Origin of the sequence: Pseudomonas sp. HR96 (assembly GCF_034059295.1) — a bacterium.
GTDB lineage: Bacteria > Pseudomonadota > Gammaproteobacteria > Pseudomonadales > Pseudomonadaceae > Aquipseudomonas.
Map to the genome: position 1 here is coordinate 5393083 of NZ_CP139141.1, position 24820 is coordinate 5417902.

Annotated in this window: 22 protein-coding genes; 12 read left to right on the top strand and 10 right to left on the bottom strand. The window is 63.1% G+C overall.

Going from position 1 to position 24820, the window contains the following annotated elements:
- Positions 1-68 precede the first annotated feature (68 nt).
- Complete coding sequence (locus tag SFA35_RS24115) at positions 69-1478, bottom strand: DUF3999 domain-containing protein (RefSeq protein ID WP_414058441.1); 1410 nt, start codon at positions 1476-1478, stop codon at positions 69-71.
- Between the two features lie 94 nt (positions 1479-1572).
- A complete protein-coding gene (locus SFA35_RS24120) occupies positions 1573-4020 on the bottom strand; it encodes a glycogen/starch/alpha-glucan phosphorylase (protein ID WP_320573457.1) in 2448 nt (815 codons plus the stop codon).
- Between the two features lie 206 nt (positions 4021-4226).
- Between SFA35_RS24120 and SFA35_RS24125 the strand changes: the two genes are divergently transcribed.
- Positions 4227-4628 carry a YkgJ family cysteine cluster protein gene (locus tag SFA35_RS24125; RefSeq protein ID WP_320573459.1) on the top strand — a complete coding sequence of 134 codons (402 nt, stop codon included), beginning with the start codon at positions 4227-4229 and terminating at the stop codon, positions 4626-4628.
- 635 nt (positions 4629-5263) lie between these two features.
- Here SFA35_RS24125 and SFA35_RS24130 read toward each other — a convergent pair.
- From SFA35_RS24130 to thiI, 3 genes are all read right to left on the bottom strand, one after another.
- Positions 5264-5404 (bottom strand): hypothetical protein, encoded by a 141-nt coding sequence (locus tag SFA35_RS24130; RefSeq protein WP_320573461.1) that lies wholly within the window; start codon positions 5402-5404, stop codon positions 5264-5266.
- A 93-nt stretch (positions 5405-5497) separates the two neighbouring features.
- The gene (gene typA / locus SFA35_RS24135; protein ID WP_058423717.1) at positions 5498-7318 is read right to left on the bottom strand and encodes a translational GTPase TypA; all 1821 of its coding nucleotides are present in this window, start codon (positions 7316-7318) and stop codon (positions 5498-5500) included.
- Positions 7319-7456: 138 nt separating this feature from the next.
- The gene (gene thiI / locus SFA35_RS24140; protein ID WP_320573474.1) at positions 7457-8911 is read right to left on the bottom strand and encodes a tRNA uracil 4-sulfurtransferase ThiI; all 1455 of its coding nucleotides are present in this window, start codon (positions 8909-8911) and stop codon (positions 7457-7459) included.
- A 339-nt stretch (positions 8912-9250) separates the two neighbouring features.
- On the opposite strand from thiI, the gene glnA reads away from it, so the two are divergent.
- From glnA to ntrC, 6 genes are all read left to right on the top strand, one after another.
- Complete coding sequence (gene glnA / locus SFA35_RS24145) at positions 9251-10657, top strand: glutamate--ammonia ligase (protein WP_320573481.1); 1407 nt, start codon at positions 9251-9253, stop codon at positions 10655-10657.
- 212 nt (positions 10658-10869) lie between these two features.
- On the top strand, positions 10870-11418 hold the full coding sequence (locus SFA35_RS24150) for a chorismate mutase (protein ID WP_320573483.1): 549 nt from the start codon (positions 10870-10872) through the stop codon (positions 11416-11418).
- A gap of 103 nt (positions 11419-11521) precedes the next feature.
- Positions 11522-12103, top strand: coding sequence for a DUF4124 domain-containing protein (locus SFA35_RS24155; protein WP_320573485.1), 582 nt, complete (start codon positions 11522-11524; stop codon positions 12101-12103).
- Entirely contained in the window at positions 12100-12711 is a 612-nt protein-coding gene (locus tag SFA35_RS24160) for a DUF4124 domain-containing protein (RefSeq protein WP_320573487.1), read from the top strand. The genes SFA35_RS24155 and SFA35_RS24160 overlap by 4 nt, the downstream gene beginning before the upstream one ends.
- 277 nt (positions 12712-12988) lie before the next feature.
- Positions 12989-14074: a nitrogen regulation protein NR(II) gene (gene glnL / locus SFA35_RS24165; RefSeq protein WP_320573489.1), complete on the top strand. Its 1086-nt coding sequence runs from the start codon at positions 12989-12991 to the stop codon at positions 14072-14074.
- A complete protein-coding gene (gene ntrC / locus SFA35_RS24170; RefSeq protein ID WP_320573491.1) occupies positions 14071-15507 on the top strand; it encodes a nitrogen regulation protein NR(I) in 1437 nt (478 codons plus the stop codon). Before glnL ends, ntrC begins: the two co-directional genes overlap by 4 nt.
- 561 nt (positions 15508-16068) lie before the next feature.
- On the opposite strand, the gene SFA35_RS24175 is transcribed toward ntrC, so the two are convergent.
- Positions 16069-16509, bottom strand: coding sequence for a hypothetical protein (locus SFA35_RS24175; RefSeq protein WP_320573493.1), 441 nt, complete (start codon positions 16507-16509; stop codon positions 16069-16071).
- Between SFA35_RS24175 and trmL the strand changes: the two genes are divergently transcribed.
- Complete coding sequence (trmL, locus tag SFA35_RS24180; RefSeq protein WP_320573495.1) at positions 16508-16963, top strand: tRNA (uridine(34)/cytosine(34)/5-carboxymethylaminomethyluridine(34)-2'-O)-methyltransferase TrmL; 456 nt, start codon at positions 16508-16510, stop codon at positions 16961-16963. The two genes, SFA35_RS24175 and trmL, sit on opposite strands and share 2 nt — an antisense overlap.
- 102 nt (positions 16964-17065) lie before the next feature.
- Here the strand turns inward: trmL and secB are convergent, their stop codons facing one another.
- From secB to SFA35_RS24195, 3 genes are read right to left on the bottom strand one after another with little or no spacing between them, the layout of a single operon-like run.
- A complete protein-coding gene (secB, locus tag SFA35_RS24185; protein WP_320573497.1) occupies positions 17066-17551 on the bottom strand; it encodes a protein-export chaperone SecB in 486 nt (161 codons plus the stop codon).
- A 39-nt stretch (positions 17552-17590) separates the two neighbouring features.
- Positions 17591-17845 (bottom strand): glutaredoxin 3, encoded by a 255-nt coding sequence (gene grxC, locus SFA35_RS24190; protein ID WP_320573499.1) that lies wholly within the window; start codon positions 17843-17845, stop codon positions 17591-17593.
- Position 17846: 1 nt separating this feature from the next.
- The gene (locus SFA35_RS24195) at positions 17847-18260 is read right to left on the bottom strand and encodes a rhodanese-like domain-containing protein (protein WP_320573501.1); all 414 of its coding nucleotides are present in this window, start codon (positions 18258-18260) and stop codon (positions 17847-17849) included.
- A gap of 239 nt (positions 18261-18499) precedes the next feature.
- On the opposite strand from SFA35_RS24195, the gene gpmI reads away from it, so the two are divergent.
- The 4 genes from gpmI (at position 18500) to SFA35_RS24215 (ending at position 23740) form a co-directional block, all read left to right on the top strand.
- On the top strand, positions 18500-20035 hold the full coding sequence (gene gpmI, locus SFA35_RS24200) for a 2,3-bisphosphoglycerate-independent phosphoglycerate mutase (protein WP_320573503.1): 1536 nt from the start codon (positions 18500-18502) through the stop codon (positions 20033-20035).
- Between the two features lie 108 nt (positions 20036-20143).
- A complete protein-coding gene (locus SFA35_RS24205) occupies positions 20144-21469 on the top strand; it encodes a murein hydrolase activator EnvC (RefSeq protein WP_320573505.1) in 1326 nt (441 codons plus the stop codon).
- A gap of 95 nt (positions 21470-21564) precedes the next feature.
- Positions 21565-22962 (top strand): S41 family peptidase, encoded by a 1398-nt coding sequence (locus SFA35_RS24210; RefSeq protein ID WP_320573507.1) that lies wholly within the window; start codon positions 21565-21567, stop codon positions 22960-22962.
- A gap of 1 nt (position 22963) precedes the next feature.
- A complete protein-coding gene (locus SFA35_RS24215; RefSeq protein WP_320573509.1) occupies positions 22964-23740 on the top strand; it encodes a divergent polysaccharide deacetylase family protein in 777 nt (258 codons plus the stop codon).
- A 320-nt stretch (positions 23741-24060) separates the two neighbouring features.
- Here the strand turns inward: SFA35_RS24215 and SFA35_RS24220 are convergent, their stop codons facing one another.
- Positions 24061-24819, bottom strand: coding sequence for an ABC transporter substrate-binding protein (locus SFA35_RS24220; protein ID WP_320573511.1), 759 nt, complete (start codon positions 24817-24819; stop codon positions 24061-24063).
- Position 24820 lies beyond the last annotated feature (1 nt).

A 24820-nucleotide genomic window follows, 5' to 3' on the forward strand; every position in this document is an offset into this window, starting at 1 on the left:
TACCAGGGTCGTGTGTCCGATGAATGTCATGGCAGCCGCCGATAGGACCGGTGCGGCTGGCCAAGAGTTCAGCGCGGCCGCGCCGAACGGGCCCGGCCCAGGCTCCAGGCCATCGCCACCAGTAGCAAGGCAGCCACCACCAGCCCCGCCCACAACGCCGCGTGCGCCCACCCGGGCAGGCCGGCGGCCGGCGCAGCGCTGGCAGGCGCCGGTGCCACGGCCGCGGCTGCCGGCAGGGGCGCAGCGGGTTTCAGCGGCGCGGCCACCACCACGTGCGCCTGCCCGGCCGCGCCGACGTCCACCGGCGCCACCGGGGCGCCGCGCACGGTGCTGTTGCCCAGGGCCAGGGTGAACGGCGGCTTGCCTTCACCCTTGAACAGCACCTGCACGGCGTGGGTGGCCACTTCCAGGCGCGGCACGGCCGAGCCCAGGCCGCCACCACGGTCGTCCACCTGCAGCATGATCTGGCGCAGGGTCTGACCTGGCAGCGCCAGTTGATCCTGAACGAAGTCCTGGCCATTCTGCGCCAGCCGATACAGCAGGCCGTTCTGCAGCGGCTGCCAGCTGCCGCCGGCTTCGCTGCGACCATACACCGCCACCGGTGCCAGGCTGTTGGACTGCTCCACCAGCACCTTGATGCGCTCCACCGCCAGCGCCGCCGGCAGTTGCCAGATGTATTCGTTGGGCTTGTCGCTGCGCCCGGCCACCGGCTCCGACCAGGTCAGCGGCATGGCGGCGGCATTGGAGATGTCACTGGTGACCTGCACCGAGGTGAGGATGGGCGCTGCCTGCGGGCTTTTCCACAGCAGGCGCAGGTAGCGCGCCGGGCGCGCGGCGAGGTCGACGTCGTGCTGCTCGATGCGCTCGTCGGCAAAGGAGAATCGCCCGACCTGGCCATCGCCCCAGGGTTGCCATTGCTTGAGGTCATCGCTGGCCTCGATGCTGAAATGCTGGAAACCTTCACGCTCGCTGGTCCAGTCGAAATTCAGGTGAATGAGTGGCGCCTTGATGGCGCTGGTATCGAGCAGCCAGCCGCGCAGGATCTCTTCGCCCGCTTCCAGTTCCTCATTGGGCTGCACGTCGCTGACGCTGCCATTGCCAGCCAGCTGCACGCGCACATCAGGCACCCGCCGGCTAGCTTCGGCGGCGTCGTACAAGGGGAACCACTTGACCCCAGCCTGGGCTTCGCCATAGGCGTGGGCGGCAGTGGGACGCGCGATGAAATAGGGTTGTGGCTGGCCTGCGGCATCGAACACGCGCAGGTCGCCGAGATCGGCCTGATGCGCCAGCAGTTGCGCGCTCAGGGGTAGATCGAGGTGGTACCAAGGCCCGGCGCCTTCGGCAGCCAGTGGCCATTGCCGGGCGAAATCCGCCGGGCGCGGGGCACTGCCTTCGGCCAGCGCCGCGCTCGACAGCAGCGAACACAGCGCCAGCACGGCGACTCGCCAGGCTCTGGATGTGCATTGCGACCTGATCACTAGACGTTACTCCTCGCCGGCATGATCGATATCCCTGAGAGCTCAGGCTCCAGTATATCGATCTGCCAGTACGGAATCACGCCGCTGATCGGCGCTATTCCAAGGCTTTCCAGATTTCTTCGGCGTACTCGCGGATGGTCCGGTCCGAGGAGAACCAGCCCATGCGCGCGGTGTTGAGCACCGCCGCACGCCACCATTTATCGCCGTCGAGCCACATCTCGTCGACCTTGCGCTGGGCGTTCCAGTAGGCGTCGAAGTCGGCGCACAGGTGGAAGCGGTCATAGCCGACCAATCCGTCGACCAGCCCGGTGTAGCGCGACGGATCATCCGGCGAGAAGGTCCCGCCGCGAATCGCCTGCAGCACGTCGTTGAGTCGATGCGAGGCGGCCACTTCGGCGTGGGCGTTGAATTCATCGGTGCGCTTGCGCTCCTCCACCTCCTGCGAGGTCAGGCCGAAGATGAACATGTTCTCTTCGCCCAGGTAGTCGCGCATCTCGACGTTGGCGCCGTCGAGGGTGCCGATGGTCAGCGCACCGTTGAGGCCGAACTTCATGTTGCTGGTGCCCGAGGCCTCGTAGCCGGCAGTGGAAATCTGCTCCGAGAGGTCGGCCGCCGGAATGATGCTCTCGGCCAGGCTGACGTTGTAGTTGGGCAGGAACACCACCTTGAGCATGCCGCGCAGGGTCGGGTCGTTGTTGACCGTACGGGCGATGTCGTTGGCCAGCTTGATGATCAGCTTGGCCTGGTGGTAGCTGGCCGCCGCCTTGCCGGAGAAGATCTTCACCCGCGGCACCCAGTTGGTGCTCGGGTCGGCGCGCATGGCCTGGTACAGCGCCACGGTGTGCAGCAGGTTGAGCAGCTGGCGCTTGTACTCGTGGATGCGCTTGACCTGCACGTCGAACAGCGCCTCGGGGTTGACCGTGATGCCCAGGCGATCCTGGATGATCTTGGCCAGCGCCTTCTTGCTGTGCAGGCGCTGCGCGGCAAAGGCCTGGCGAAACTCGGGCTTGTCGGCGAAGGGTTCGAGGTCTTTAAGGCGCCCTTCCGGATTGTCCAGCACGTCGTCGCCCAGCGCCTCCATCAGCATCGCGGTCAGCTGCGGGTTGGCCTGGTACAGCCAGCGGCGGAAGGTAATGCCGTTGGTCTTGTTGTTGATGCGGTCCGGGTAGAGCTTGTGCAGTTCCTTGAACACGGTCTTGCGCATCAGCTGGGTGTGCAGCCCGGATACGCCGTTGACGCTGTGCGAACCGAGAAACGCCAGGTTGCCCATGCGCACACGGCGGCCGTTGTCTTCCTCGATCAGCGACACCGCGCGCAGCAGGTCGAAGTCGTCCTTGCCCTGGGCGCGCAGCGAATCGATGTGGTAGGCGTTGATCAGGTAGATGATCTGCATGTGCCGCGGCAGCATGCGTTCCATCAGGCCCACCGGCCAGGTTTCCAGGGCCTCGGGCAGCAAGGTGTGGTTGGTGTATGACAGGGTGCCGACGGTGATCTGCCAGGCGGTGTCCCAGGCGATGCCATGGGTGTCGACCAGCAGGCGCATCAGCTCGGGCACGGCGATCGAGGGGTGCGTATCGTTGAGCTGGATCGCGGCCTTGTCGGCCAGGTTGAGCAGGGTGTCATTCATGTTCAGGTGGCGACGCAGCAAATCCTGCAAGGACGCCGAAACGAAGAAGTATTCCTGGCGCAGGCGCAGTTCCTGGCCGGCTTCGGTGCTGTCGGCCGGGTACAGGACGCGCGAGATGCTCTCGGCGCGGGCCACTTCGGCCACGGCGCCGAGGTGGTCACCGGCGTTGAAGCGCTCCAGGTGCAGCTCTTCCAGCGCCCGGGCACGCCACAGGCGCAGGGTGTTGACGCTGGAGCCACGCCAGCCCACCACCGGGGTGTCATAGGCCACCGCGCGCACGGTCTCGGCCGGCCACCAGACCTGCTTGGGCTCGCCGTCGGTGTGCACGGTTTCGACATGACCGCCGAAGCTGATCGGGTATATCACCTCGGGGCGCTCGAACTCCCAGGGGTTGCCGAAATCCAGCCAGTTCTCGGTCTGCTCCTGCTGCCAGCCGTCAACGATGGCCTGGCGGAACAGCCCGTGTTCGTAACGGATACCGTAGCCATGCGCAGCGACACCAAGGGTCGACATGCTTTCCATGAAGCACGCCGCCAGCCGGCCAAGGCCGCCGTTGCCGAGCGCGGCATCGGGCTCCAGCAGGCGGATGCGTTCCAGGTCCACGCCCAGGTCGGTCAGCGCCTCGCGGGCGATGTCGAGCAGGCCCAGGTTGCTCAGGCTGTCGTACAGCAGCCGGCCGATGAGAAATTCCAGGGAGAGGTAGTAGACGCGCTTTTGACCCTTGCGGTAGATCTGCCGGGTGTGGTCCATCCAGTGTTCGACCATGTGGTCGCGAGCAGCCAGCGCGATAGCCTCGAACCAGTCATGGTCGAAGGCGTGGTCGGGGTCTTTGCCCACCGCGTATGTGAGTTTGGCCAGGACAGCGGCACGAAAATCGGCCACCTCGGCATCACGGACAAGCGGTTCCTGAGACATTCGGACGTCCTCGGGGGGAAGATTGCGGTTTTGGGAATTCGATTTATCAGAGCCTAGACGGTCTGACAGGAGGTGGGGGCCCGGGTTCGACCTTTTATGCCTCGAAGGGCTTAAACCGGCGCTATCCGGCAAATGGTTGTTCACAAATTCACCAACCCCGGTATGATCGCGCGCCTGCTGCTCCCCTACCGCGATAGATGCCGACCATGATGAGACCCTCCCTGATTGCCGCCGCCGAGCTGGACCGCCTCGACACCTGGCAAAAATACAGCGCGCCGATGTGCGGCGCGTGCATTTCCAGCTGCTGCACCTTGCCGGTGGAAGTGAAGATCAAGGACTTGATCCGGATTGGCGTGGTCGATGAATTCGAGATGGGTGAGCCACCGAAGAACATTGCCAAGCGTTTGCAGAAGGACGGGATCGTCGAGCGCTTCAACCAGAAGACCGGGATCTTTACCTTGCAGCGCATGAGTAACGATGACTGCCTTTATCTGGATCGCAAGAGCCGGATGTGCACCATCTATGACAAGCGTCCGGATACTTGTCGGAATCATCCGAAGATCGGGCCGCGGCCGGGGTATTGCGCGTACAAGCCGAAGACGGCCTAAGAGCCCCTCCCCGCTGGTGATCTGCTGTGCTGTAAATGTGGCTCTTGATCTTGATGTAGCTTTTGATCTTGATCTTGATCTGCTTTTGATCTTGATCTTGATCTTGATCTACCGCGACTTCAGCAGGCCGAACGGAGCAGCGCGGGAGTGGTGGCGCGAGGCAGGAGCCGAGCGAGCGCCGCGCGGCCAGGGACGGCCGCTCGGCGCGTACGCTACGGAGCGATGTGGAGTGAGGGAACCCGGAGCGAAGCGTAGGGCCAATGAATGGAGCGGAGGCCTTTTGGTTACTTTTGGGCCTTTCCAAAAGTGACTCGCCGTAAGGGCGAAAGGGGCCTTGAGCCGCGTTGGAGATGCCGGATAAGCTTCGATATCGCAGTAGCGACCCTTTGATTTTTAAGCTAATCCATTTGCTAAAGTGGTGCTAAATCACCTTTTCGCCCTTACGGCGACTCACTTTTGGAAAGGCCCAAAAGTAAGCAAAAGGCCTCCGCTCCATTCATTGGCCCTCCACTTCGCTACGCTACGTTACGGGTTCCCTCCTTACGCATCGCTCCGTGGCGTACGCGCCGAGCGGCCGTCCCTGGCCGCGCGGCGCTCGCTCGGCTCCTGCCTCGCGCCACCACTCCCGCGCTGCTTCAGTCGGCCTGCTGAAGTCGCGGCAGATCAAGATCAAAAGCCAGATCAAAAGCCACATCAAAAGCCAGATCAAAAGCCGGATCAAAAGCCGGATCAAAAGCCGGATCAAAAGCCGGATCAAAAGCCAGATCAAAAGCCACATTTGAAGCAAAGCAGATTGCTGAAATTTGGGCATAAAAAAACCCCCGAACCTTGCGGTTCGGAGGGCTTTTTATATTGCTGGAACTAACGAATCAGTTCTTGGCCTTTTTGGCAGCGCGAGTGCGCTCGCCTTCGTCCAAGATCTTCTTGCGCAGACGAATCGACTTAGGCGTCACTTCGCACAGCTCGTCATCCTGGATGAATTCCAGAGCCTGTTCCAGGGTGAAACGAACCGGCGGAACCAGGGCGATGGTTTCGTCCTTGCCCGAAGCGCGCATGTTGTCGAGCTTCTTGCCTTTGGTTGGGTTCACGCCCATGTCGTTGTCGCGGCTGTTCAGGCCGACGATCTGACCGTTGTAGATCTCCTGGCCGTGCTCGACGAACAGCTTGCCGCGCGCCTGCAGGGTTTCCAGCGAGTAGGTCAGCGCCTTGCCGGTTTCGACCGAAACCAGTACGCCGTTCTGCCGGCCGGACATGTCGCCGGACTTCATGGTGTCGTAGCGATCGAAGATCGAGGTCAGGATGCCAGCACCGTTGGTCAGGGTCAGGAACTGGTTACGGAAACCGATCAGACCGCGAGCAGGGATGTTGTATTCCAGACGAACACGGCCCTTGCCATCCGGCACCATGTTGGTCAGGTCGCCCTTACGCAGACCCATCTCTTCCATGACCTTGCCCTGGGATTCTTCCGGGGTGTCGATGGTGACGTTTTCGAACGGTTCCTGCTTGACGCCGTCAACCTGACGGATGATCACTTCCGGACGGCCTACACCCATTTCGAAGCCTTCGCGACGCATGGTTTCGATCAGTACCGAAAGGTGCAGTTCGCCACGGCCCGAGACCTTGAACTTGTCGGCCGAGTCGCCTTCCTCAACGCGCAGTGCCACGTTGTACAGCAGCTCCTTGTCCAGACGCTCCTTGATGTTGCGCGAGGTCACGAACTTGCCTTCTTTACCGCAGAAAGGCGAGTCGTTGACCTGGAAGGTCATGGAAACGGTCGGCTCGTCGACGGTCAGCGGCTTCATCGCTTCTACCGCGTCCGGGTGGCACAGGGTGTCGGAGATGAACAGCGAGTCCATACCGCTGATGCAGACGATGTCGCCAGCGGCGGCTTCTTCCACGTCGATACGGTGCAGGCCGTGGTGACCCATCAGCTTGAGGATACGACCGTTGCGCTTCTTGCCGTCGGCGCCGATGGCGACCACTGGGGTGTTCGGCTTGACGCGACCACGGGCGATACGGCCAACGCCGATGACGCCGAGGAAGCTGTTGTAGTCCAGTGCCGAGATCTGCATCTGGAACGGACCGTCACGGTCGACAGCCGGCGCAGGTACGTTGTCGACGATCGACTGGTACAGCGGGGTCATGTCTTCGGCCATGTCGGTGTGGTCCAGACCGGCGATGCCGTTCAGGGCCGAGGCGTAGACGACTTTGAAGTCCAGCTGTTCTTCGGTGGCACCGAGGTTGTCGAACAGATCGAAGATCTGGTCCAGCACCCAGTCAGGACGCGCGCCTGGACGGTCGACCTTGTTGATGCAGACGATCGGACGCAGGCCGGCTTCGAAAGCCTTCTTGGTCACGAAACGGGTCTGTGGCATCGGGCCATCTTGCGCGTCGACCAGCAGCAGCACGGAGTCGACCATCGACATCACGCGCTCTACTTCACCGCCGAAGTCGGCGTGGCCGGGGGTGTCGACGATGTTGATGTGGTAGCCGTTCCAGTTGATGGCGGTGTTCTTGGCCAGGATGGTAATGCCGCGCTCTTTTTCCTGGTCGTTGGAGTCCATCACGCGCTCGTCGTTGAGCTCGTTGCGCTCCAGGGTGCCGGATTGACGCAGCAGCTTGTCGACCAGAGTGGTTTTGCCATGGTCAACGTGAGCAATGATGGCGATGTTGCGTAGATTTTCGATCACTTGTGTATCTCGATCAGAGGATTCGGTGTGCTGACAGGTCGTGGCAGCAATTACAGTAGAGTCAGGCCTTGCCGTTACAGCTTGACGGCAACGTCGGGGGGCCGGTGACGCAGGCCACAGGCATACAGCCCCGGGCTCTTAGCTCGGTCGATAAACGCGCACATTGGCATGCCCCTCACTGAGCAAATGGTGGGCATGCAGGCGACTCATCACGCCTTTGTCGCAATACAGCAGGTACTGGCGAGTCTCATCCAGTTCCTTGAAGCGGTTGTTCAGGGCATAAAAAGGCAGCGCCTTGACTTCGATGCCGTCGAGCTCGAGTGGCTCGTCTTCCTGCGCGTGCGGGTGGCGGATGTCGACGACCACCTGGCCGGCCAGCACCTGGCTGACCTCCTCGATCTCGATGTCGCGCCCCAGCTCGTTGATCACTTCGTCGATCGAGATCAGGCGAGCCTGCTCGAGGGCGCGCTGGAGGACGGCCATGTCGAAGTTCTTCTCTTCATGCAGCACTCGCGGCAACTTCGCATGAGTGGTCGGGTTCACCGAGATCACTCCGCAGTATTCCGGCATGTGCTTGGCAAAATCGGCGGTGCCGATTCTGTTGGCTTCGTCGATGATGTCCTGCTTGTGGCTGGCCAGCAGCGGGCGCAAGACCAGCTTCTCGGTCGCCGAGTCGATCACCGACAGGTTCGGCAGGGTCTGGCTGGACACCTGGGAAATCGCTTCGCCGGTGACCAGCGCGTCGATCTGCAGGCGGTCGGCCATCTGCGTTGCCGCGCGCAACATCATACGCTTGAGTATGACGCCCATGTGACTGTTGTCGACCTTGCCGAGGATTTCTCCGACGACTTCCTCGAATGGCACGCTGATGAACAGCACGCGCTGGGAGCTGCCGAACTTCTTCCACAGGTAGTGGGCGACTTCCATCACCCCCAGCTCATGGGCCTTGCCGCCCAGGTTGAAGAAGCAGAAGTGGGTCATCAGGCCGCGGCGCATCATCTGGTAGGCAGCCACGGTGGAATCGAAACCGCCGGACATCAGCACCAGGGTCTGTTCCAGTGCACCCAGCGGATAACCGCCCAGGCCCGCGTGCTGGCTGTGGATGATGAACAGGCGCTGGTCGCGGATCTCCATGCGTACTTCGACTTCGGGCTTCTTCAGGTCGATGCCGGCGGCGCCGCAGCGCTGGCGCAACTGGCTGCCGACATAGCGCTCGACATCCATGGAACTGAAGGTGTGGCGGCCGGCGCGCTTGCAGCGCACGGCGAAGACCTTGCCCGGCAGTTGTTCGCCGAAATGCAGCTGGCACTTGGCGAGGATGTCGTCGAGGTCGCCCAGCGGGTACTCGTCCACCTGCAGGAAGTGGGTGATACCCGGAATGCAGCTCAGCCGTTCGGTGAGTTCGCGCAGCACCTTGGCATCTTCGACACGGGTCTGGACCTCGAGATTGTCCCACACGCCGCTCACCACCAGCTGCGGGTCCAGATCGCGGACAACCGTGCGGATGTTGCGGGCGAGCTGCTTGATGAAGCGCTTGCGCACCGGCGGGCTCTTGATAGTGATCTCGGGGAAGACTTTGACGATTAATTTCATGTGAATAGGTTGAAAACCGCGCGCGAGATGCCAGCTGAAAAAGTGGGGGCGGGATTATAGCGGAAATTGCTCAAGGTTTAATCAACTATCGTACGACCGGTCAATCACGCCTCTATTTGGTGCGCCCAGGAATTTTCCCGCCCCAAGAAGGTGCTAGCAATCGCCGGGAAAACCGCTGAAACGCCCTGAGAGCGCCCATTTGCGGCGCCAAACCCATCTCGGGGCACTGGCATGCAAATTGCTCCCTTGTGAGGCAGGTTGCCTTGGACGAGACTCGCGCCCGGCATCACTCATTACGGGGCTATCCATAACAAGGCCCCAATCCACCCGGAGGACACTATGTCGAAGTCGGTTCAACTCATCAAAGATCATGACGTAAAGTGGATTGATCTGCGCTTCACTGACACCAAAGGCAAGCAGCAGCACGTCACCATGCCAGCGCGCGACGCCCTGGACGAGGATTTCTTTGAAGTCGGCAAGATGTTCGACGGTTCCTCCATCGCCGGCTGGAAAGGCATCGAAGCCTCCGACATGATTCTGCTGCCAGACGACGAAACCGCCGTGCTGGACCCGTTCACCGAAGAGCCGACGCTGATCCTGGTTTGCGACATCATCGAGCCTTCGACCATGCAGGGCTACGATCGCGACCCGCGCGCCATCGCTCACCGCGCCGAGGAATACCTGAAGTCGACCGGCATCGGCGACACCGTATTCGTAGGTCCAGAGCCTGAATTCTTCATCTTCGACGAAGTGAAGTTCAAGTCGGACATTTCCGGCTCGATGTTCAAGATCTTCTCCGAACAAGCTTCCTGGATGACCGACCAGGACGTCGACGGCGGCAACAAAGGCCACCGTCCAGGCGTCAAGGGCGGCTACTTCCCAGTACCACCGGTCGACCACGACCACGAAATCCGTACTGCCATGTGCAACGCACTGGAAGAAATGGGTCAGACCGTCGAAGTTCACCACCACGAAGTGGCGACTGCCGGCCAGAACGAAATCGGCGTCAAGTTCAACACCCTGGTGAAGAAGGCCGACGAAGTTCAAACCCTGAAATACATCGTGCACAACGTGGCCGATGCCTACGGCCGCACCGCTACCTTCATGCCTAAGCCACTGTACGGTGACAACGGCTCGGGTATGCACGTGCACATGTCCATCTCCAAGGATGGCAAGAACACCTTCGCGGGCGAAGGCTATGCCGGCCTGTCCGACACCGCCCTGTACTTCATCGGCGGCATCATCAAGCACGGCAAGGCACTGAACGGCTTCACCAACCCGGCCACCAACTCCTACAAGCGTCTGGTACCAGGTTTCGAAGCTCCAGTGATGCTGGCCTACTCGGCGCGCAACCGTTCCGCCTCGATCCGTATTCCTTACGTCTCCAGCCCTAAAGGCCGTCGTATCGAAGCACGCTTCCCGGACCCGGCTGCCAACCCGTACCTGGCTTTCTCGGCGCTGCTGATGGCCGGCCTGGACGGCATCCAGAACAAGATTCACCCTGGCGATGCGGCCGACAAGAACCTGTACGATCTGCCGCCTGAAGAGGCCAAAGAGATCCCGCAGGTTTGCGGCAGCCTGAAAGAAGCCCTGGAAGAGCTGGACAAGGGCCGTGCGTTCCTGACCAAGGGCGGCGTTTTCAGCGACGACTTCATCGATGCCTACATCGAGCTGAAAAGCGAAGAAGAAATCAAGGTACGGACCTTCGTACACCCACTGGAATACGACCTGTACTACAGCGTCTGATCCAGCTTGATTGACCTTGACGCATGAAAAGGCCTCCTTCGGGAGGCTTTTTTCATGCCCGGGGCAGATCAAAAAACCGGGGGCTTTGCCCCCTCCCACCTCGACCGTGGGAGGGGGCAAAGCCCCCGATCTTTTGCTCTGAAACAAACCACCGTGGCAGCCCATCGGTAATTTATGCAAACTGCCGTTCTTCACCGAAGATGAGCCTGCCCATGATCAAACCCCTCGCTGCCATCCTGCTCCTGCTCAGCACCAGCGCCTTCGCCGCCCCCACACCCGCCCCTGCCGCCCTGGCCCCCTTGCTGGCCAGCATCCAGCAGCGCCTGGCCGTCGCCGACCAGGTCGCCCTGAGCAAGTGGGACAGCGGCAAGGCCGTCGAGGATCGTCCGCGCGAACACGACGTGATCGTCGGCGCAACCATCATGGCCAACAACTTCAAGGTTCCGGCCGAGCTGGTCGAGCCGTTCTTCAGTGCGCAGATCGAAGCCAACAAGCTGGTGCAGTACGCGCGCCTGGCCGAATGGCACCTGCAAGGCAAGGCGCCGGATTCGCCGCGGCCGGACCTGGCCGGCGAGATCCGGCCGAAACTCGACGAACTGCAGAAGGCCCTGCTCAAGGAGCTCGCCGACTTCGCCCCCTACCGTCAGCAGGCGCTGTGCCCGGTGTGGCTGGCGGCTGCCAACCGCCAGGCCACCCAGGATCCGCTGCGCTACCTGGCCCTGACCCGGGCAACCGCGCCACTGTGCGGTGCCAAAGCTTAACGAGCCTGCGCGGGCCAGATGTTCTATGCTGAGCAAGGTCGGCCGCGGGGTTGGAATCCCTGTCCAGGGCGCGGCCACTTCAAACGATCCAGGTAAGCCGTCCATGCGCCCATTGTTCCTTCTTATCGCTCTGCTGTTTGCCGTGCCCGCCTCGGCGCAGATCTACAAGTACACCGACGCCAACGGCCACACCGCTTTCAGCAGTCAGCCGCCGAACGATACCAAGGCCGAGCCGATCGACCTGCAGCCGCTGCCCAACGTGCAGACCCCGGCCGCCGACGACGCGGCGGCGCCGGCACCGGGCGGTACGCCGGCCAAGCCTGCCGCAGGCGCTGATCGCAATTCGCCCAGGACCGGCCCCAGCACTCCCGTGGCGCCTGGCGGCAAGGCCCTGCCCTACCAGCGCCTGGCGCTGACCGACCTGCCCACGGCCGATGCCCTGCGCGCCAACAACGGCAACATCACCGTGGGCGTGGACATCGCCCCGGCCTTGAGCGGTACACGCCTGGTACGCCTGGTACTGGACGGCGAGGTGTACGGCGAGCCGACCAACCAGACCAAAGGCCTGAAACTGGAAAACCTCGACCGCGGCGACCATTCCATGGCCGTGCAGGTGGTGGACGGCGACCAGGTCATCCAGCAAAGCGGTGACGTCGAATTCACCATACAGCGAGCCCATCAGTGAAGGCAGCCGCACCGTTCCTGCTGAGCCTGATCTGCCTGCTTGCCACCTTCCCCTGCGCCGCCCAGGTGTATACCTACAAGGACGCCGACGGCAATACGGTGTTCACCGACCAGCCGCGGCCGGGCGCCAAACGTGTCGACCTGGCCCCGACCAACCGGGTCAGCTCCCCGGCCGCGCCGAGCCACCGCGCAGCCAAACCTGCGGCCACGCCGGCACCGGCCATGGTCACTCGCTACCAGATGCTGCGGATCCTGGTGCCGCTGCCCGACGCAGGGGTGGAGCAGGACGACGGCGCACTGGTGGTCACCCTGGCCAGCGACCCGGCGCTGGCCGAGGGCAACTACTACCGCCTGCTGATGGACGAGAACCCGGTGGGCGACCCCAGCCAGGGCCCGGTGTTCTCGATCCAGAACGTCGACCGCGGCGAGCACAAGCTGGCCGCCGAGATCATCGACGACCGCGGCCATGTCATCGAACGCACCCCCACCCAGTCATTCTTCATGCAGCGCATCTCGCTGTCGCAGAAGCGCCGCGTGCACCCCTGCCAGACTGCGGACTATGGGGTGCGCCCGGAATGCCCGCTGGCCGACAAGCCCGCCGACAGCTGATTGGCCTGGCGCGACAGGTGACGCTGGCCATGCGCTCCAGTTTGGTGCAAAGCTGAACGAGGCGCGCGCCATGCTTGCCCACTCTCTGGGCGATTTGACCGGTCACCGCCCTCGGGGCTCGTGGAATGGGCAGTCTTTGCGCCCCGCCCGAGTATTCGCGCTTCTTTTCGGAGCCTTGGTTTGGTTTTTGCATTTTAAGTGCATCAGCAATTATCGACGCGCGCGGCTCGGAGGCTTCCGAGGCTGCAATGTGCCAAAAGAGGTCAACGACATCCTAATGACCATCAGTGATGCACTGCACCGACTGTTACTCGACAACCTGACCACTGCCACCATTCTGCTCAACGCCGAACTGCGCCTTGAGTACATGAACCCCGCAGCGGAGATGCTGCTGGCAATCAGCGGTCAGCGCAGCCATGGGCAGTTCATCAGCGAGCTGTTCACCGAGTCGGTCGAAGCCCTCAACTCCTTGCGTCAGGCGGTGGAGCAGGCCCACCCATTCACCAAGCGCGAGGCGATGCTGACCGCGCTCACGGGCCAGACCTTGACCGTGGACTACGCCGTCACGCCGATTCTGAGCAAGGGCCAGACCCTGCTGCTGCTCGAAGTTCACCCCCGTGACCGGCTGCTGCGCATCACCAAGGAGGAGGCCCAGCTGTCCAAGCAGGAAACCACCAAAATGCTGGTGCGCGGCCTGGCCCATGAAATCAAGAACCCGCTGGGCGGCATTCGCGGTGCGGCGCAGCTGCTGGCGCGCGAGCTGCCCGAGGAAAGCCTCAAGGACTACACCAATGTCATCATCGAAGAAGCCGACCGCCTGCGGAACCTGGTGGACCGCATGCTCGGCTCCAACAAGCTGCCGTCGCTGGCCATGACCAACATCCACGAGGTGCTGGAGCGGGTCTGCAGCCTGGTCGAGGCAGAGAGCCAAGGCTGCATCACTTTGGTGCGCGATTACGACCCGAGCATTCCCGACGTGCTGATCGACCGGGAACAAATGATCCAGGCGGTGCTCAACATCGTACGCAACGCCATGCAGGCCATCAGTGGCCAGAACGAGCTGCGCCTGGGCCGCATCAGCCTGCGCACCCGGGCCATGCGCCAGTTCACCATCGGCCATACGCGCCATCGCCTGGTGAGCAAGATCGAGATCACCGACAACGGCCCGGGCATCCCGGCCGAACTGCAGGAAACCATTTTCTACCCCATGGTCAGCGGGCGCCCGGACGGCACCGGCCTGGGGCTGGCCATCACTCAGAACATCATTAGTCAGCACCAGGGGCTGATCGAATGTGAAAGCCATCCTGGCCACACCACGTTCTCGATCTTTCTGCCGCTGGAACAAGGAGCCGCTTCGTCATGAGCCGTAGTGAAACTGTCTGGATCGTCGATGACGACCGTTCCATCCGTTGGGTGCTGGAAAAGGCGCTGCAACAGGAAGGCATGACCACGCAAAGCTTCGACAGCGCCGACGGGGTGATGAGCCGCCTCGCCCGCCAGCAGCCTGACGTGATCATCTCCGACATCCGCATGCCCGGGGCCAGTGGCCTGGACCTGCTGGCGCGCATTCGCGAACAGCACCCGCGCCTGCCGGTGATCATCATGACCGCGCACTCGGACCTGGACAGCGCCGTGGCGTCCTACCAGGGCGGTGCGTTCGAGTACCTGCCCAAGCCGTTCGATGTCGACGAGGCGGTGTCGCTGGTCAAGCGCGCCAACCAGCACGCCCAGGAACAGCAAGGCCTGCACGAAGTGCCGGCACTGACCCGCACCCCGGAAATCATTGGCGAAGCGCCGGCCATGCAGGAGGTGTTCCGCGCCATCGGCCGCCTCAGCCACTCCAATATCACCGTGTTGATCAACGGTGAGTCGGGTACCGGTAAAGAGCTGGTCGCCCACGCCTTGCACCGTCACAGTCCGCGCGCGGCTTCGCCGTTCATTGCCCTGAACATGGCGGCGATTCCCAAGGACCTGATGGAATCCGAGCTGTTCGGCCATGAGAAAGGCGCCTTCACGGGCGCTGCCAACCTGCGCCGCGGACGCTTCGAACAGGCTGACGGCGGCACGCTGTTCCTCGACGAGATCGGCGACATGCCGGCCGACACCCAGACCCGCCTGTTGCGCGTGCTGGCCGACGGCGAGTTCTACCGGGTCGGTGGCCACACCCCGGTCAAGGTCGACGTGCGCATCATCGCCGCGACCCACCAGAACCTGGAAACCCTGGTGCATGCCGGCAAATTCCGCGAGGACTTGTTCCACCGCCTCAACGTCATCCGCATCCACATCCCGCGCATGTCCGACCGCCGCGAGGACATTCCGACCCTCGCCCGGCACTTCCTCAGCCGCGCAGCCCAGGAGCTGGCCGTTGAGCCCAAGCTGCTCAAGAGCGAGACCGAGGAGTACCTGAAAAACCTGCCGTGGCCGGGCAACGTGCGCCAGCTGGAGAACACCTGCCGCTGGATCACGGTAATGGCCTCGGGCCGCGAAGTGCACATCAGCGACCTGCCGCCGGAGCTGTTGAGCCTGCCGCAGGACTCCGCGCCGGTCACCAACTGGGAACAGGCCCTGCGCCAGTGGGCCGACCAGGCCCTGGCCCGCGGCCAATCGAGCCTGCTCGACAGCGCGGTGCCGAGCTTCGAGCGGATCATGATCGAGACCGCCCTCAAGCACACCGCCGGCCGCCGTCGCGACGCCGCCGTGCTGCTGGGCTGGGGCCGCAACACCTTGACCCGCAAGATCAAGGAGCTGGGCATGAAGGTCGACGGCGGCGATGAGGATGAAAGCGACGACGCCTGAGCTGATGCCTGGTTGAAAAAGCCCGCGACTGCTTCGCGGGCTTTTTTTTGTGCAAGCCAGCCGCATCCCAAGGTGGGAGGGGGCAAAGCCCCCGAGAGGCCCAGGCCGATTTGACCATGATCTCCCGTGCAGAAATATCTCCGCCTTAGTGCACCAGACCCACTCCATGCACCGCCTGAATGCGCGCTGAATCGATTCGAAATCATTCAGAAGACCGCACCAGTCGTTCTCGCAAACGCTGCAGCCCTTGTACTACGGGGCCTCCAGCGCAGCAATCAAGAAAAAAGCAGAACTGGCACGCGCCCTGCAATGTACTAGTCATGGATGAGCAAGATGCTCACCCACCCGTTTCGGGGACCTTGGTACAGGCAGGCCGGGGATTCCCCTCTTTTACACCGGGACGTGCGGCAACCATCGCCACACAGACTCCCACCCTTTTGGGGACCTTGGTACAGGCAGGCCGGGGATTCCCTCTTTTACACCGGGACGTGCGGCACCACCGCCGCACAGGCTCCCACCCTTTTGGGGACCTTGGTACAGGCAGGCCGGGGATTCCCTCTTTTATTGCTCACGGAGAAGGATCTCCAGACGCCAGCGCCCGTCAACCTTCGCACCGCTCCACTCTCCGTGCAACGGCCGGGCCGCCACCACGCTCAGGAACAATCCCCTGTCGCTATGGGCCACCCGCCAGTTGACGAACTTGCCGTTGACCTGCAACTGGCCATTCTGCGCACTGCCCTCGGCGGCAAACAGCATCGCAATCGCCCCATCGACGTGTTCGCCGTGCAGCTGCGTCTCGTGGTTGAACCACAGCGTCAGGTGGTCGGGCCCGGCCTGCACCTCTTCGAGCTGCGCCGGAGTGGGCAGGGTCAGGCGGCCGATCATCATGCCGACCATCAGCGCAAAGATTGCCATCGAGCCCAATACCCGCGGCCAGAGTTGCGAACGTTCCTTCGGATCGGGGGTAGAATGCTGCCCGTCCTTCAGTTCGGAGCCGTGCATGTTTCACGTCATCCTTTTTCAACCGGAAATACCACCTAATACCGGCAACATTATCAGGCTGTGCGCCAACAGCGGCTGCGATTTGCACCTGATCGAGCCGATCGGCTTCGAGCTCGACGATAAACGCCTGCGCCGCGCCGGCCTGGACTACCACGAGTACGCCAGCCTGCAACGCCACAGCGACCTGGCCAGCTGCCTGGCGGCGCTGGGGCAGCCGCGCCTGTTCGCCTTCACCACCAAGGGCTCGCGGCCGTTTCATGATGCCGCATTCGAGCCGGGCGATGCCTTCCTGTTTGGCCCGGAAAGCCGTGGGCTGCCGGCCGAGGTGCTGGACGCGCTGGATGGCGAGCACAAGCTGCGTTTGCCGATGCGCGAGGGCAGTCGCAGCCTGAATCTCTCGAATACGGTGGCAGTGGCGGTGTACGAGGCCTGGCGCCAGCAGGGGTTTGCCTGAGCGGAACTTCGCGGGCCAGCCCGCTCCTACGGTCGGATCCGCTTACTGCGAGCGGACAAAAAAACGCCCCGAGGGGCGTTTTTTTTCAGCAGCAACCAGCGCTTACTGAACGGTAGGCGTCTCGCCGGCTTCCTGCATGCGCTGCAGCTCTTGCGCGTACAGGGCGTCGAAGTTGACCGGGGCCAGCATCAGCGCCGGGAACGAACCACGGGTCACCAGGCTGTCCAGCGCTTCGCGCGCGTACGGGAAGAGAATGTTCGGGCAGAACGCACCCAGGGTGTGGCTCATCGAAGCGTCGTCCAGATTCTTGATCAGGAAGATACCGGCCTGCTGCACTTCGGCGATGAAGGCAACCTCTTCACCGTTCTTCACGGTGACCGACAGGGTCAGCACCACTTCGAAGAAGTCCGATTCCAGAGCCTTCTGGCGAGTGTTCAGGTCCAGGGCAACGCTCGGCTCCCACTGCTGACGGAAGATCGCCGGGCTCTTCGGGGCCTCGAACGATACGTCGCGCACGTAGATACGCTGCAGGGAGAATTGGGGTTCGTTGTCGCCAGCGGCGGCGCCGTTTGCAGCTTGATCAGTCATTGCAGATCCTTACTTACTTGCGGGACGTAGAGAGAGGGTTCAAGCCTTGAGCAGCGCGTCGAGCTTGCCGGCGCGCTCCAGGGCAAACAGGTCGTCGCAACCACCGACGTGAGTCTCGCCGATCCAGATCTGCGGCACCGACGTGCGGCCCGCCTTGCTGGACATTTCAGCGCGAAGCTGAGGCTTGCCGTCGACGCGAATTTCCTCGAAGGCAACGTTCTTGCTTTCCAGCAGCGACTTGGCGCGCATGCAGTATGGGCACCAGTCACTTGAGTAGACGACGACGCGAGACATGTCACTTTACCAAAGGAAGGTTGTCGGAGCGCCAGGTGGAAACACCACCTGACAACTTGGCGGCGGTGAAGCCGGCCTTGATCAGCGCAGCGCAGGTCGTGCCCGAGTGCTGGCCGATGCTGTCGACCACGATCAAGGTCTTGCCCTTGTGTTTCTCCAGCTCGCCCATGCGCTCGGCGACTTTCTCCTGGGGGATGTTCAAGGCGCCAACGATATGCCCGCTGGAATAGTCTTTCTTGGCGCGGATGTCGATGACCACGCCTTGATCGGCGTTGACCAGCGCGGTGAGTTCGCGCGAGCTCAGGCTGCGACCGCCCTTGCCCATTTCCAGGACCAGCAGCAACACCAGCAACACGGCGAAAACGCCGACCAGCAGATAGTGATTCGTGGCAAATTCGATGAAGTGAGCAAGCATCAGCGGCTTCCAGAGCGTAAAAATGTGGGCCAGTATACACAGCCGCCAAGGCCGGCCAAAGCCCGTCGGGCAGTCGTCATCATGGAACTGTGCAGCGCTTGCTACTGTCAGTGCAATGAATTGCGTCCAGCACGGGCAGACAAATGCGCCGCTGCGCAAAGTCGGTTGCTCGCGACCCTCGCCAATGGCCTAAAATGCCCGTCCTTGACCCTGACCCTCAACAACAACGAGTGGCATCCATGACTACCACGCCTAAACCTTTGGTACTGATTATCCTGGACGGTTTCGGCCACAGCGATAGCCATGAATACAACGCGGTCTACTCGGCGAAGATGCCTGTGTTCGACCGCCTGCTGGCCAACCAGCCCAATGGCCTGATCTCCGGCTCAGGGATGGACGTCGGCCTGCCGGACGGGCAGATGGGCAACTCCGAAGTCGGCCACATGAACCTCGGCGCCGGCCGCGTGGTGTATCAGGATTTCACCCGGGTCACCAAGGCCATCCGCGATGGCGAGTTCTTCAGCAACCCGACCATCTGTGCGGCCGTGGACAAGGCCGTGAGTGCCGGCAAGGCCGTGCACATCATGGGCCTGCTCTCCGACGGCGGCGTGCACAGCCACCAGGACCATCTGGTGGCCATGGCCGAACTGGCCGCCCGGCAAGGTGCCGAGAAGATCTACCTGCACGCCTTCCTCGACGGCCGCGACACCCCTCCGCGCAGTGCCAAGGCCTCGCTGGAGCTGATGGACGCCACCTTCGCGCGTCTCGGCAAGGGCCGCACCGCGAGCATCATCGGCCGCTACTTCGCCATGGACCGCGATAACCGCTGGGACCGCGTCGAAGCCGCCTACAACCTTATCGTCGACGGTGAAGCGCTGTTCCACGCCGCAACGCCTGTCGAAGGCCTGGAAGCCGCCTATGCCCGCGACGAGAACGACGAGTTCGTCAAGGCCACCAGCATCGGCGATGCGGTGAAGGTTGAAGACGGCGACGCCGTGGTGTTCATGAACTTTCGCGCCGACCGCGCGCGGGAAATCACCCGCCCCTTCGTCGAGGACGACTTCAAGGAGTTCGCCCGCAAGCGCCAGGCCAAACTGGCCGGCTACGTCGGCCTGACCCAGTACTCGGTGAACATCCCGGCCCCGGCCGCCTTCGCCGCCGGCAGCCTGCACAACGTGCTCGGCGAATACCTGGCCAACAACGGCAAGACCCAGCTGCGCATCGCCGAGACCGAGAAATACGCCCATGTGACCTTCTTCTTCTCCGGTGGCCGCGAAGAACCTTTCGCCGGTGAAGAGCGCATCCTCATCCCCTCGCCGAAGGTCGCCACCTACGACCTGCAGCCAGAGATGAGCGCGCCGGAGGTCACCGACAAGATCGTCGACGCCATCGAGCACCAGCGCTACGACGTCATCGTGGTCAACTACGCCAACGGCGACATGGTCGGCCACAGCGGCATCTTCGACGCTGCGGTCAAGGCCGTGCAGTGCCTGGACCAGTGCGTGGGGCGCATCGTCGAGGCGCTCGACAAGGTCGGCGGTGAAGCGCTGATCACCGCCGACCACGGCAACGTCGAGAAGATGGAAGACAAGGACACCGGCCAGGCACACACCGCGCACACCACCGAGCCGGTGCCTTTCGTGTACGTCGGCAAGCGCAACCTCAAGGTCCGCGAAGGCGGCGTGCTGGCCGACGTGGCGCCGACCATGCTGTACCTGATGGGCCTGGACAAGCCACAAGAAATGACCGGCACCTCGATCCTGGTCGAGGGCTGATACCCGGCATTTTCAGCAAACGCCTTGCTGCGCAAGCACGCGAGGCGTTTTTTTTGCCACTAGCGGCGGGCATACTAGACCGTCCTTTCCATGGTGACCGCCACCCTCATGCTTCGCGTCCTGATATTCCTGACCTCGTTCTGCCTGCTGAGCACGGCCTTTGCCGATGACCGCGCGCAAACCCAGCAGCAGCTGGATGCCACGCGCAAGGACATCGCCGATCTGCAAAAGACCATGAATCAGCTGCAGCAAGAAAAATCCGGCGTGCAGAAAGACCTGCGCACCACTGAAACCGAAATGGGCAAGCTGGAAAAGCAGGTGGAGGCCCTGCAAAAAGAACTAAAAAAGACTGAAAGCGAGCTGGAGCGGCTCAATGGCGAGAAATCCAAGCTCCAGAGCGCTCGTGTCGAACAGCAGCGCTTGATCGCCATTCAAGCGCGTGCGGCCTATCAGAGTGGGCGCCAGGAATACCTCAAGCTGCTGCTCAACCAGCAGAACCCGGAGAAGTTCGCGCGCACCCTGACCTATTACGATTACCTGAGCCAGGCGCGCCTGGAACAGCTCAAGCAATTCAACCAGACCTTGCAGCAACTGGCCGAGGTCGAGCGCCAGAGCCAGCTGCAACAGGCGCAGCTGCTGGTGCAGCAGGGCAACCTGGATGACCAGCGCGCCCAGCTCGACCAGGTGCGCAAGGACCGCCAGGCGGCACTGGCCAAGCTCAACGACCAGTACAAGGACCGTGACACCAAGCTGCAGGCACGCCAGCAGGACCAGGCCGACCTGACCAAGGTGCTCAAGACCATCGAGGAAACCCTCGCCCGCCAGGCCCGCGAGGCCGAAGAAGCGCGGCAGAAAGCCTTGCTCGCCGAGCAGCAAGCGCAGAAGCAACGTGAGCGCGAGGCCCAGGCCCGCGCCCAGGCGCAGGCGCAGAGCAAGGCCGACGCCGGCAAGCAGGACGACGACATGCCTGCGCCGAAACGGCCACGGCCAAGCCCCGGGCCGATGGTTTCCAGCAGCGGCGAAACCTTCGGCGGTGCATTTGCCGAGGCCCGGGGAAAACTTCCATGGCCTGTCGATGGTCGATTGTTGGCACGTTTCGGCGAAACCCGTGGCGACGACGAGCGCACCAAGTGGGACGGCGTGATGATCAGCGCCCAGGCGGGCAGTGCAGTGCATGCCGTACACGGCGGGCGCGTGGTATTCGCCGACTGGTTGCGCGGCGCCGGACTTCTGGTCATTCTCGACCATGGCAACGGCTATCTGAGCCTGTACGGACACAACCAGACGCTGCTCAAGAGCGCCGGCGATGTGGTCAAGGCTGGCGAAACCATCTCGACGGTGGGCACCAGTGGCGGCCAGGACACTCCGGCACTGTATTTCGCGATACGCCAGCAGGGTAAACCGACGGACCCTGCACAGTGGTGCCGCGGCTGATACGCAACATTGACCACGGCGTCGAGACGACGCCGACATGCTCCGGCTCCAGGCTTGCGCAGGGAACGGTAGAACACAGGATTAGGAGTTTGTTAATGCCGCATCTGTCACGCCTCACCACGCTGGCCCTGACCATCGCCGTGACCCTCGGCGCTCCGCTGGCCCTGGCGGCCGACCCTGTCGCCGCCCCGGTCAAGCCAGCCTCGAGCCCGGCCTCGGGCGGCGCGGTGGTCAACACCCCGGTGCCTGCCGCCGCCTCGACGCCAGCCGCCGACAAGGCGCCACTGCCGCTCGAAGAGCTGCGCACCTTCGCCGAGGTGATGGACCGGATCAAGGCCGCCTACGTCGAGCCGGTGGATGACAAGACGCTGCTGGAAAACGCCATCAAGGGCATGCTCAGCAACCTCGACCCACACTCCGCCTACCTCGGCCCGGAGGATTTCCAGGAGCTGCAGGAAAGCACCAGCGGCGAATTCGGCGGCCTGGGCATCGAAGTGGGCGCCGAGGACGGCTTCATCAAGGTGGTCTCGCCCATTGACGACACCCCGGCGTCCAAGGCCGGCATCCAGGCCGGCGACCTGATCGTCAAGATCAACGGCCAGCCGACCCGTGGCCAGACCATGACCGAGGCGGTCGACAAGATGCGCGGCAAGATCGGCGAGAAGATCACCCTGACCCTGGTCCGCGATGGCGGCAACCCGTTCGACGTGACCGTGGCCCGGGCGGTTATCCAGGTCAAGAGCGTCAAGGCGCAGATGCTGGAGAACGGCTACGGCTACATCCGCATCACCCAGTTCCAGGTCAAGACCGGCGAGGAAGTCTCCAAGGCCCTGGCCAAGCTGCGCAAGGACAACGGCAAGAAGCTCAACGGCATGATCCTCGACCTGCGCAACAACCCGGGCGGGGTGTTGCAGGCGGCGGTGGAGGTGGTCGACCACTTCATCAGCAGCGGCCTGATCGTCTACACCAAGGGCCGCATCGCCAACTCCGAACTGCGCTTCTCGGCCACCGGCCACGACGAGAGCGAGCAGGTCCCCCTGGTGGTTCTGATCAACGGCGGCAGCGCCTCGGCCTCCGAGATCGTTGCCGGCGCCTTGCAGGACCACAAGCGTGGCGTGCTGATGGGCACCGACAGCTTCGGCAAGGGCTCGGTGCAGACCGTGCTGCCGCTCAACGGTGACCGCGCCCTGAAGATCACCACCGCGCTGTACTACACGCCCAACGGCCGCTCGATCCAGGCCCAGGGCATTGTCCCGGATGTGGAAGTGCGCCAGGGCAAGGTGACCAACGACGTCGACTCGGAAAACTTCAAGGAAGCCGACCTGCAGGGTCACCTGGGCAACGGCAACGGCGGCGCCGACCGGCCGACCGCGTCGTCACCGGCCCCGGCCAAGGGTGCCAAAAAAGCCTCGGCGCGGCCTCAGGACGACGACTTCCAGCTCAGCCAGGCACTGTCCCTGCTCAAGGGCCTGAGCGTGACCCGCGGCAACTGATATGCGCAGGTTTTGCCAAGCACTGGGCCTGGCGCTTGCGCTGGGCCTCACGGCGAGCGCCCACGGGGCGCCGCCAGCCTATTTCAGCCTGATCATCGACGACCTCGGGCAGAACCTGCCGCGCGACCGTCGCGCCCTGGAGCTGCCAGGGCCGGTGACGCTGGCGGTAATGCCCGACACCCCCCATGCCGCCGAATTCGCCCAGCAGGCGCACAAGGCCGGCAAGACGGTGATCATCCATATGCCCATGGACCCGGCCACCGGCCCGTTCGCCTGGCACCCCGACCTGCCCCAGGCGCAATTGCAGTCGCGGCTGGAAGCGGCGATCGCTGCGGTGCCGTTTGCCGAAGGCCTGAACAACCACGAAGGCAGCCGCATGACCTCGCGGCCGGACGCCATGACCTGGCTGATGACCTCGCTGCAGGTCCACGACCTGTTCTTCGTCGACAGCCGCACCAGCGCCAAGACCGTCGGCGCAGCCAAGGCCCAGGCCATGGGCGTGCCAAGCGTGTCGCGAGACGTATTCCTCGATGACGTGCGCACCCCGGAGGCAGTAGCCAAGCAATTGCAGACAGCCATCGACATCGCCCGCAAGCATGGCTCGGTGGTAGTTATCGGCCACCCTTATCCGGTGACACTCGACCTGCTGGAAAAGGAACTGCCCAAGTTGAAAAGCCAAGGGGTGGACTGGATACCGATCCTGCAGATGATCGCCGAACGGGGCAACCGGGCCATGGCCGGGCATGGCAAGGATGGCGAGTACCCGCAGAATCCGTGAGGGCTGCCTCGGCGCTCGCATCCGAAGATTTTGCTTGCTTGGGAGCCCGGCGCTCCAGAAGCCCCCGAGAGGCCGCCAGGCCGGTTTGATCTTCGACAAGGATCAAAAGATCGCGGGATGCGGCGATCACGCTTGCGTGGGAGGGGGCCAAGCCCCCGAGAGGCCGCCAGGCCGGTTTGATCTTCGGCAAGGATCAAAAGATCGCGGGCTTCGCCCACTCCCACAAAAGCCGCCAGCAGTCTGCGTGGGAGGGGGCCAAGCCCCCGAGAGGCCGCCAGGCCGGCTTGATCTACGGCACAGATCAAGGATCGCGCGGGATCTTACAGATACTTGGCCATCACCTGATCGATATAGCCATCGGCTCGCATCTGGTCCAGGGCCTTCTGCAACCGGGCCACCACCTCGTCCGGGGTGTCCTTGTTGATGGCCAGGAACAGCTCGTCGCTGTTGAAGCGCAACACTGTCTTGAGGTGCGTCACCCCTTCCAGCCGTGCCAGGTAGCGCCCGGCCGGGTCGCCGGTGGCCCACAGGTCGATCTCGCCACTCTGCAGCTTCTTGGCATTGTCCTGATCACGCAGGGCGATCACCGGCTCGATGCCTTTCTTGGTCAGGGTTTCGGCAATGGCATCGCCCTTGTAGGCGCCGATCTTCATCTTGCGCGCCTGCTGCAGGTTGTCGAGGCTGATTTTGCTGTCGTCGCGGGCCAGCATCACCCAGTCGTCCGGGCCAATCGGGCCGACCCACTTGAAGGATGTCTCGCGCTCGGCGATGCGTGCGGTGACGAACACGCCATAGTTGGGGTTTTGCAGCGCGAGTTTATAGATGCGGTCCCAGGGGAAGCGCAGGGTCATGTTGTAGGCGATGCCGGCGCGCTTGAACATCTCGCGCACGATATCCACGGCGATGCCGCTGAGGTTTTCTTCCTGGGCGAAGTTCTTGCCCCCAGCCGCCATGTTGTAGGGCGGGAAGTTTTCCGTCAGCAGCACCATCGAGTAATCCGCCGGCACCTCAGCCCGCGCCCCTGCGGCAACGCTCATCACCAGCCCGGCCAGAGCCGCCTGCCACACGCGCTTCACCATG

Excerpts from the sequence above, each read along its gene's own strand:
- SFA35_RS24195 (WP_320573501.1), bottom strand. The coding sequence starts at position 18,260 with ATGCTTGCTCACTTCATCGAATTTGCCACGAATCACTATCTGCTGGTC.
- glnL (WP_320573489.1), top strand. The coding sequence starts at position 12,989 with ATGACCATCAGTGATGCACTGCACCGACTGTTACTCGACAACCTGACC.
- secB (WP_320573497.1), bottom strand. The coding sequence starts at position 17,551 with ATGACTGATCAAGCTGCAAACGGCGCCGCCGCTGGCGACAACGAACCC.
- SFA35_RS24175 (WP_320573493.1), bottom strand. The coding sequence starts at position 16,509 with ATGCACGGCTCCGAACTGAAGGACGGGCAGCATTCTACCCCCGATCCG.
- ntrC (WP_320573491.1), top strand. The coding sequence starts at position 14,071 with ATGAGCCGTAGTGAAACTGTCTGGATCGTCGATGACGACCGTTCCATC.
- SFA35_RS24120 (WP_320573457.1), bottom strand. The coding sequence starts at position 4,020 with ATGTCTCAGGAACCGCTTGTCCGTGATGCCGAGGTGGCCGATTTTCGT.
- SFA35_RS24215 (WP_320573509.1), top strand. The coding sequence starts at position 22,964 with ATGCGCAGGTTTTGCCAAGCACTGGGCCTGGCGCTTGCGCTGGGCCTC.
- SFA35_RS24150 (WP_320573483.1), top strand. The coding sequence starts at position 10,870 with ATGATCAAACCCCTCGCTGCCATCCTGCTCCTGCTCAGCACCAGCGCC.
- SFA35_RS24220 (WP_320573511.1), bottom strand. The coding sequence starts at position 24,819 with ATGGTGAAGCGCGTGTGGCAGGCGGCTCTGGCCGGGCTGGTGATGAGC.
- gpmI (WP_320573503.1), top strand. The coding sequence starts at position 18,500 with ATGACTACCACGCCTAAACCTTTGGTACTGATTATCCTGGACGGTTTC.
- SFA35_RS24210 (WP_320573507.1), top strand. The coding sequence starts at position 21,565 with ATGCCGCATCTGTCACGCCTCACCACGCTGGCCCTGACCATCGCCGTG.
- thiI (WP_320573474.1), bottom strand. The coding sequence starts at position 8,911 with ATGAAATTAATCGTCAAAGTCTTCCCCGAGATCACTATCAAGAGCCCG.
- SFA35_RS24125 (WP_320573459.1), top strand. The coding sequence starts at position 4,227 with ATGATGAGACCCTCCCTGATTGCCGCCGCCGAGCTGGACCGCCTCGAC.
- SFA35_RS24205 (WP_320573505.1), top strand. The coding sequence starts at position 20,144 with ATGCTTCGCGTCCTGATATTCCTGACCTCGTTCTGCCTGCTGAGCACG.
- glnA (WP_320573481.1), top strand. The coding sequence starts at position 9,251 with ATGTCGAAGTCGGTTCAACTCATCAAAGATCATGACGTAAAGTGGATT.
- trmL (WP_320573495.1), top strand. The coding sequence starts at position 16,508 with ATGTTTCACGTCATCCTTTTTCAACCGGAAATACCACCTAATACCGGC.
- grxC (WP_320573499.1), bottom strand. The coding sequence starts at position 17,845 with ATGTCTCGCGTCGTCGTCTACTCAAGTGACTGGTGCCCATACTGCATG.
- SFA35_RS24155 (WP_320573485.1), top strand. The coding sequence starts at position 11,522 with ATGCGCCCATTGTTCCTTCTTATCGCTCTGCTGTTTGCCGTGCCCGCC.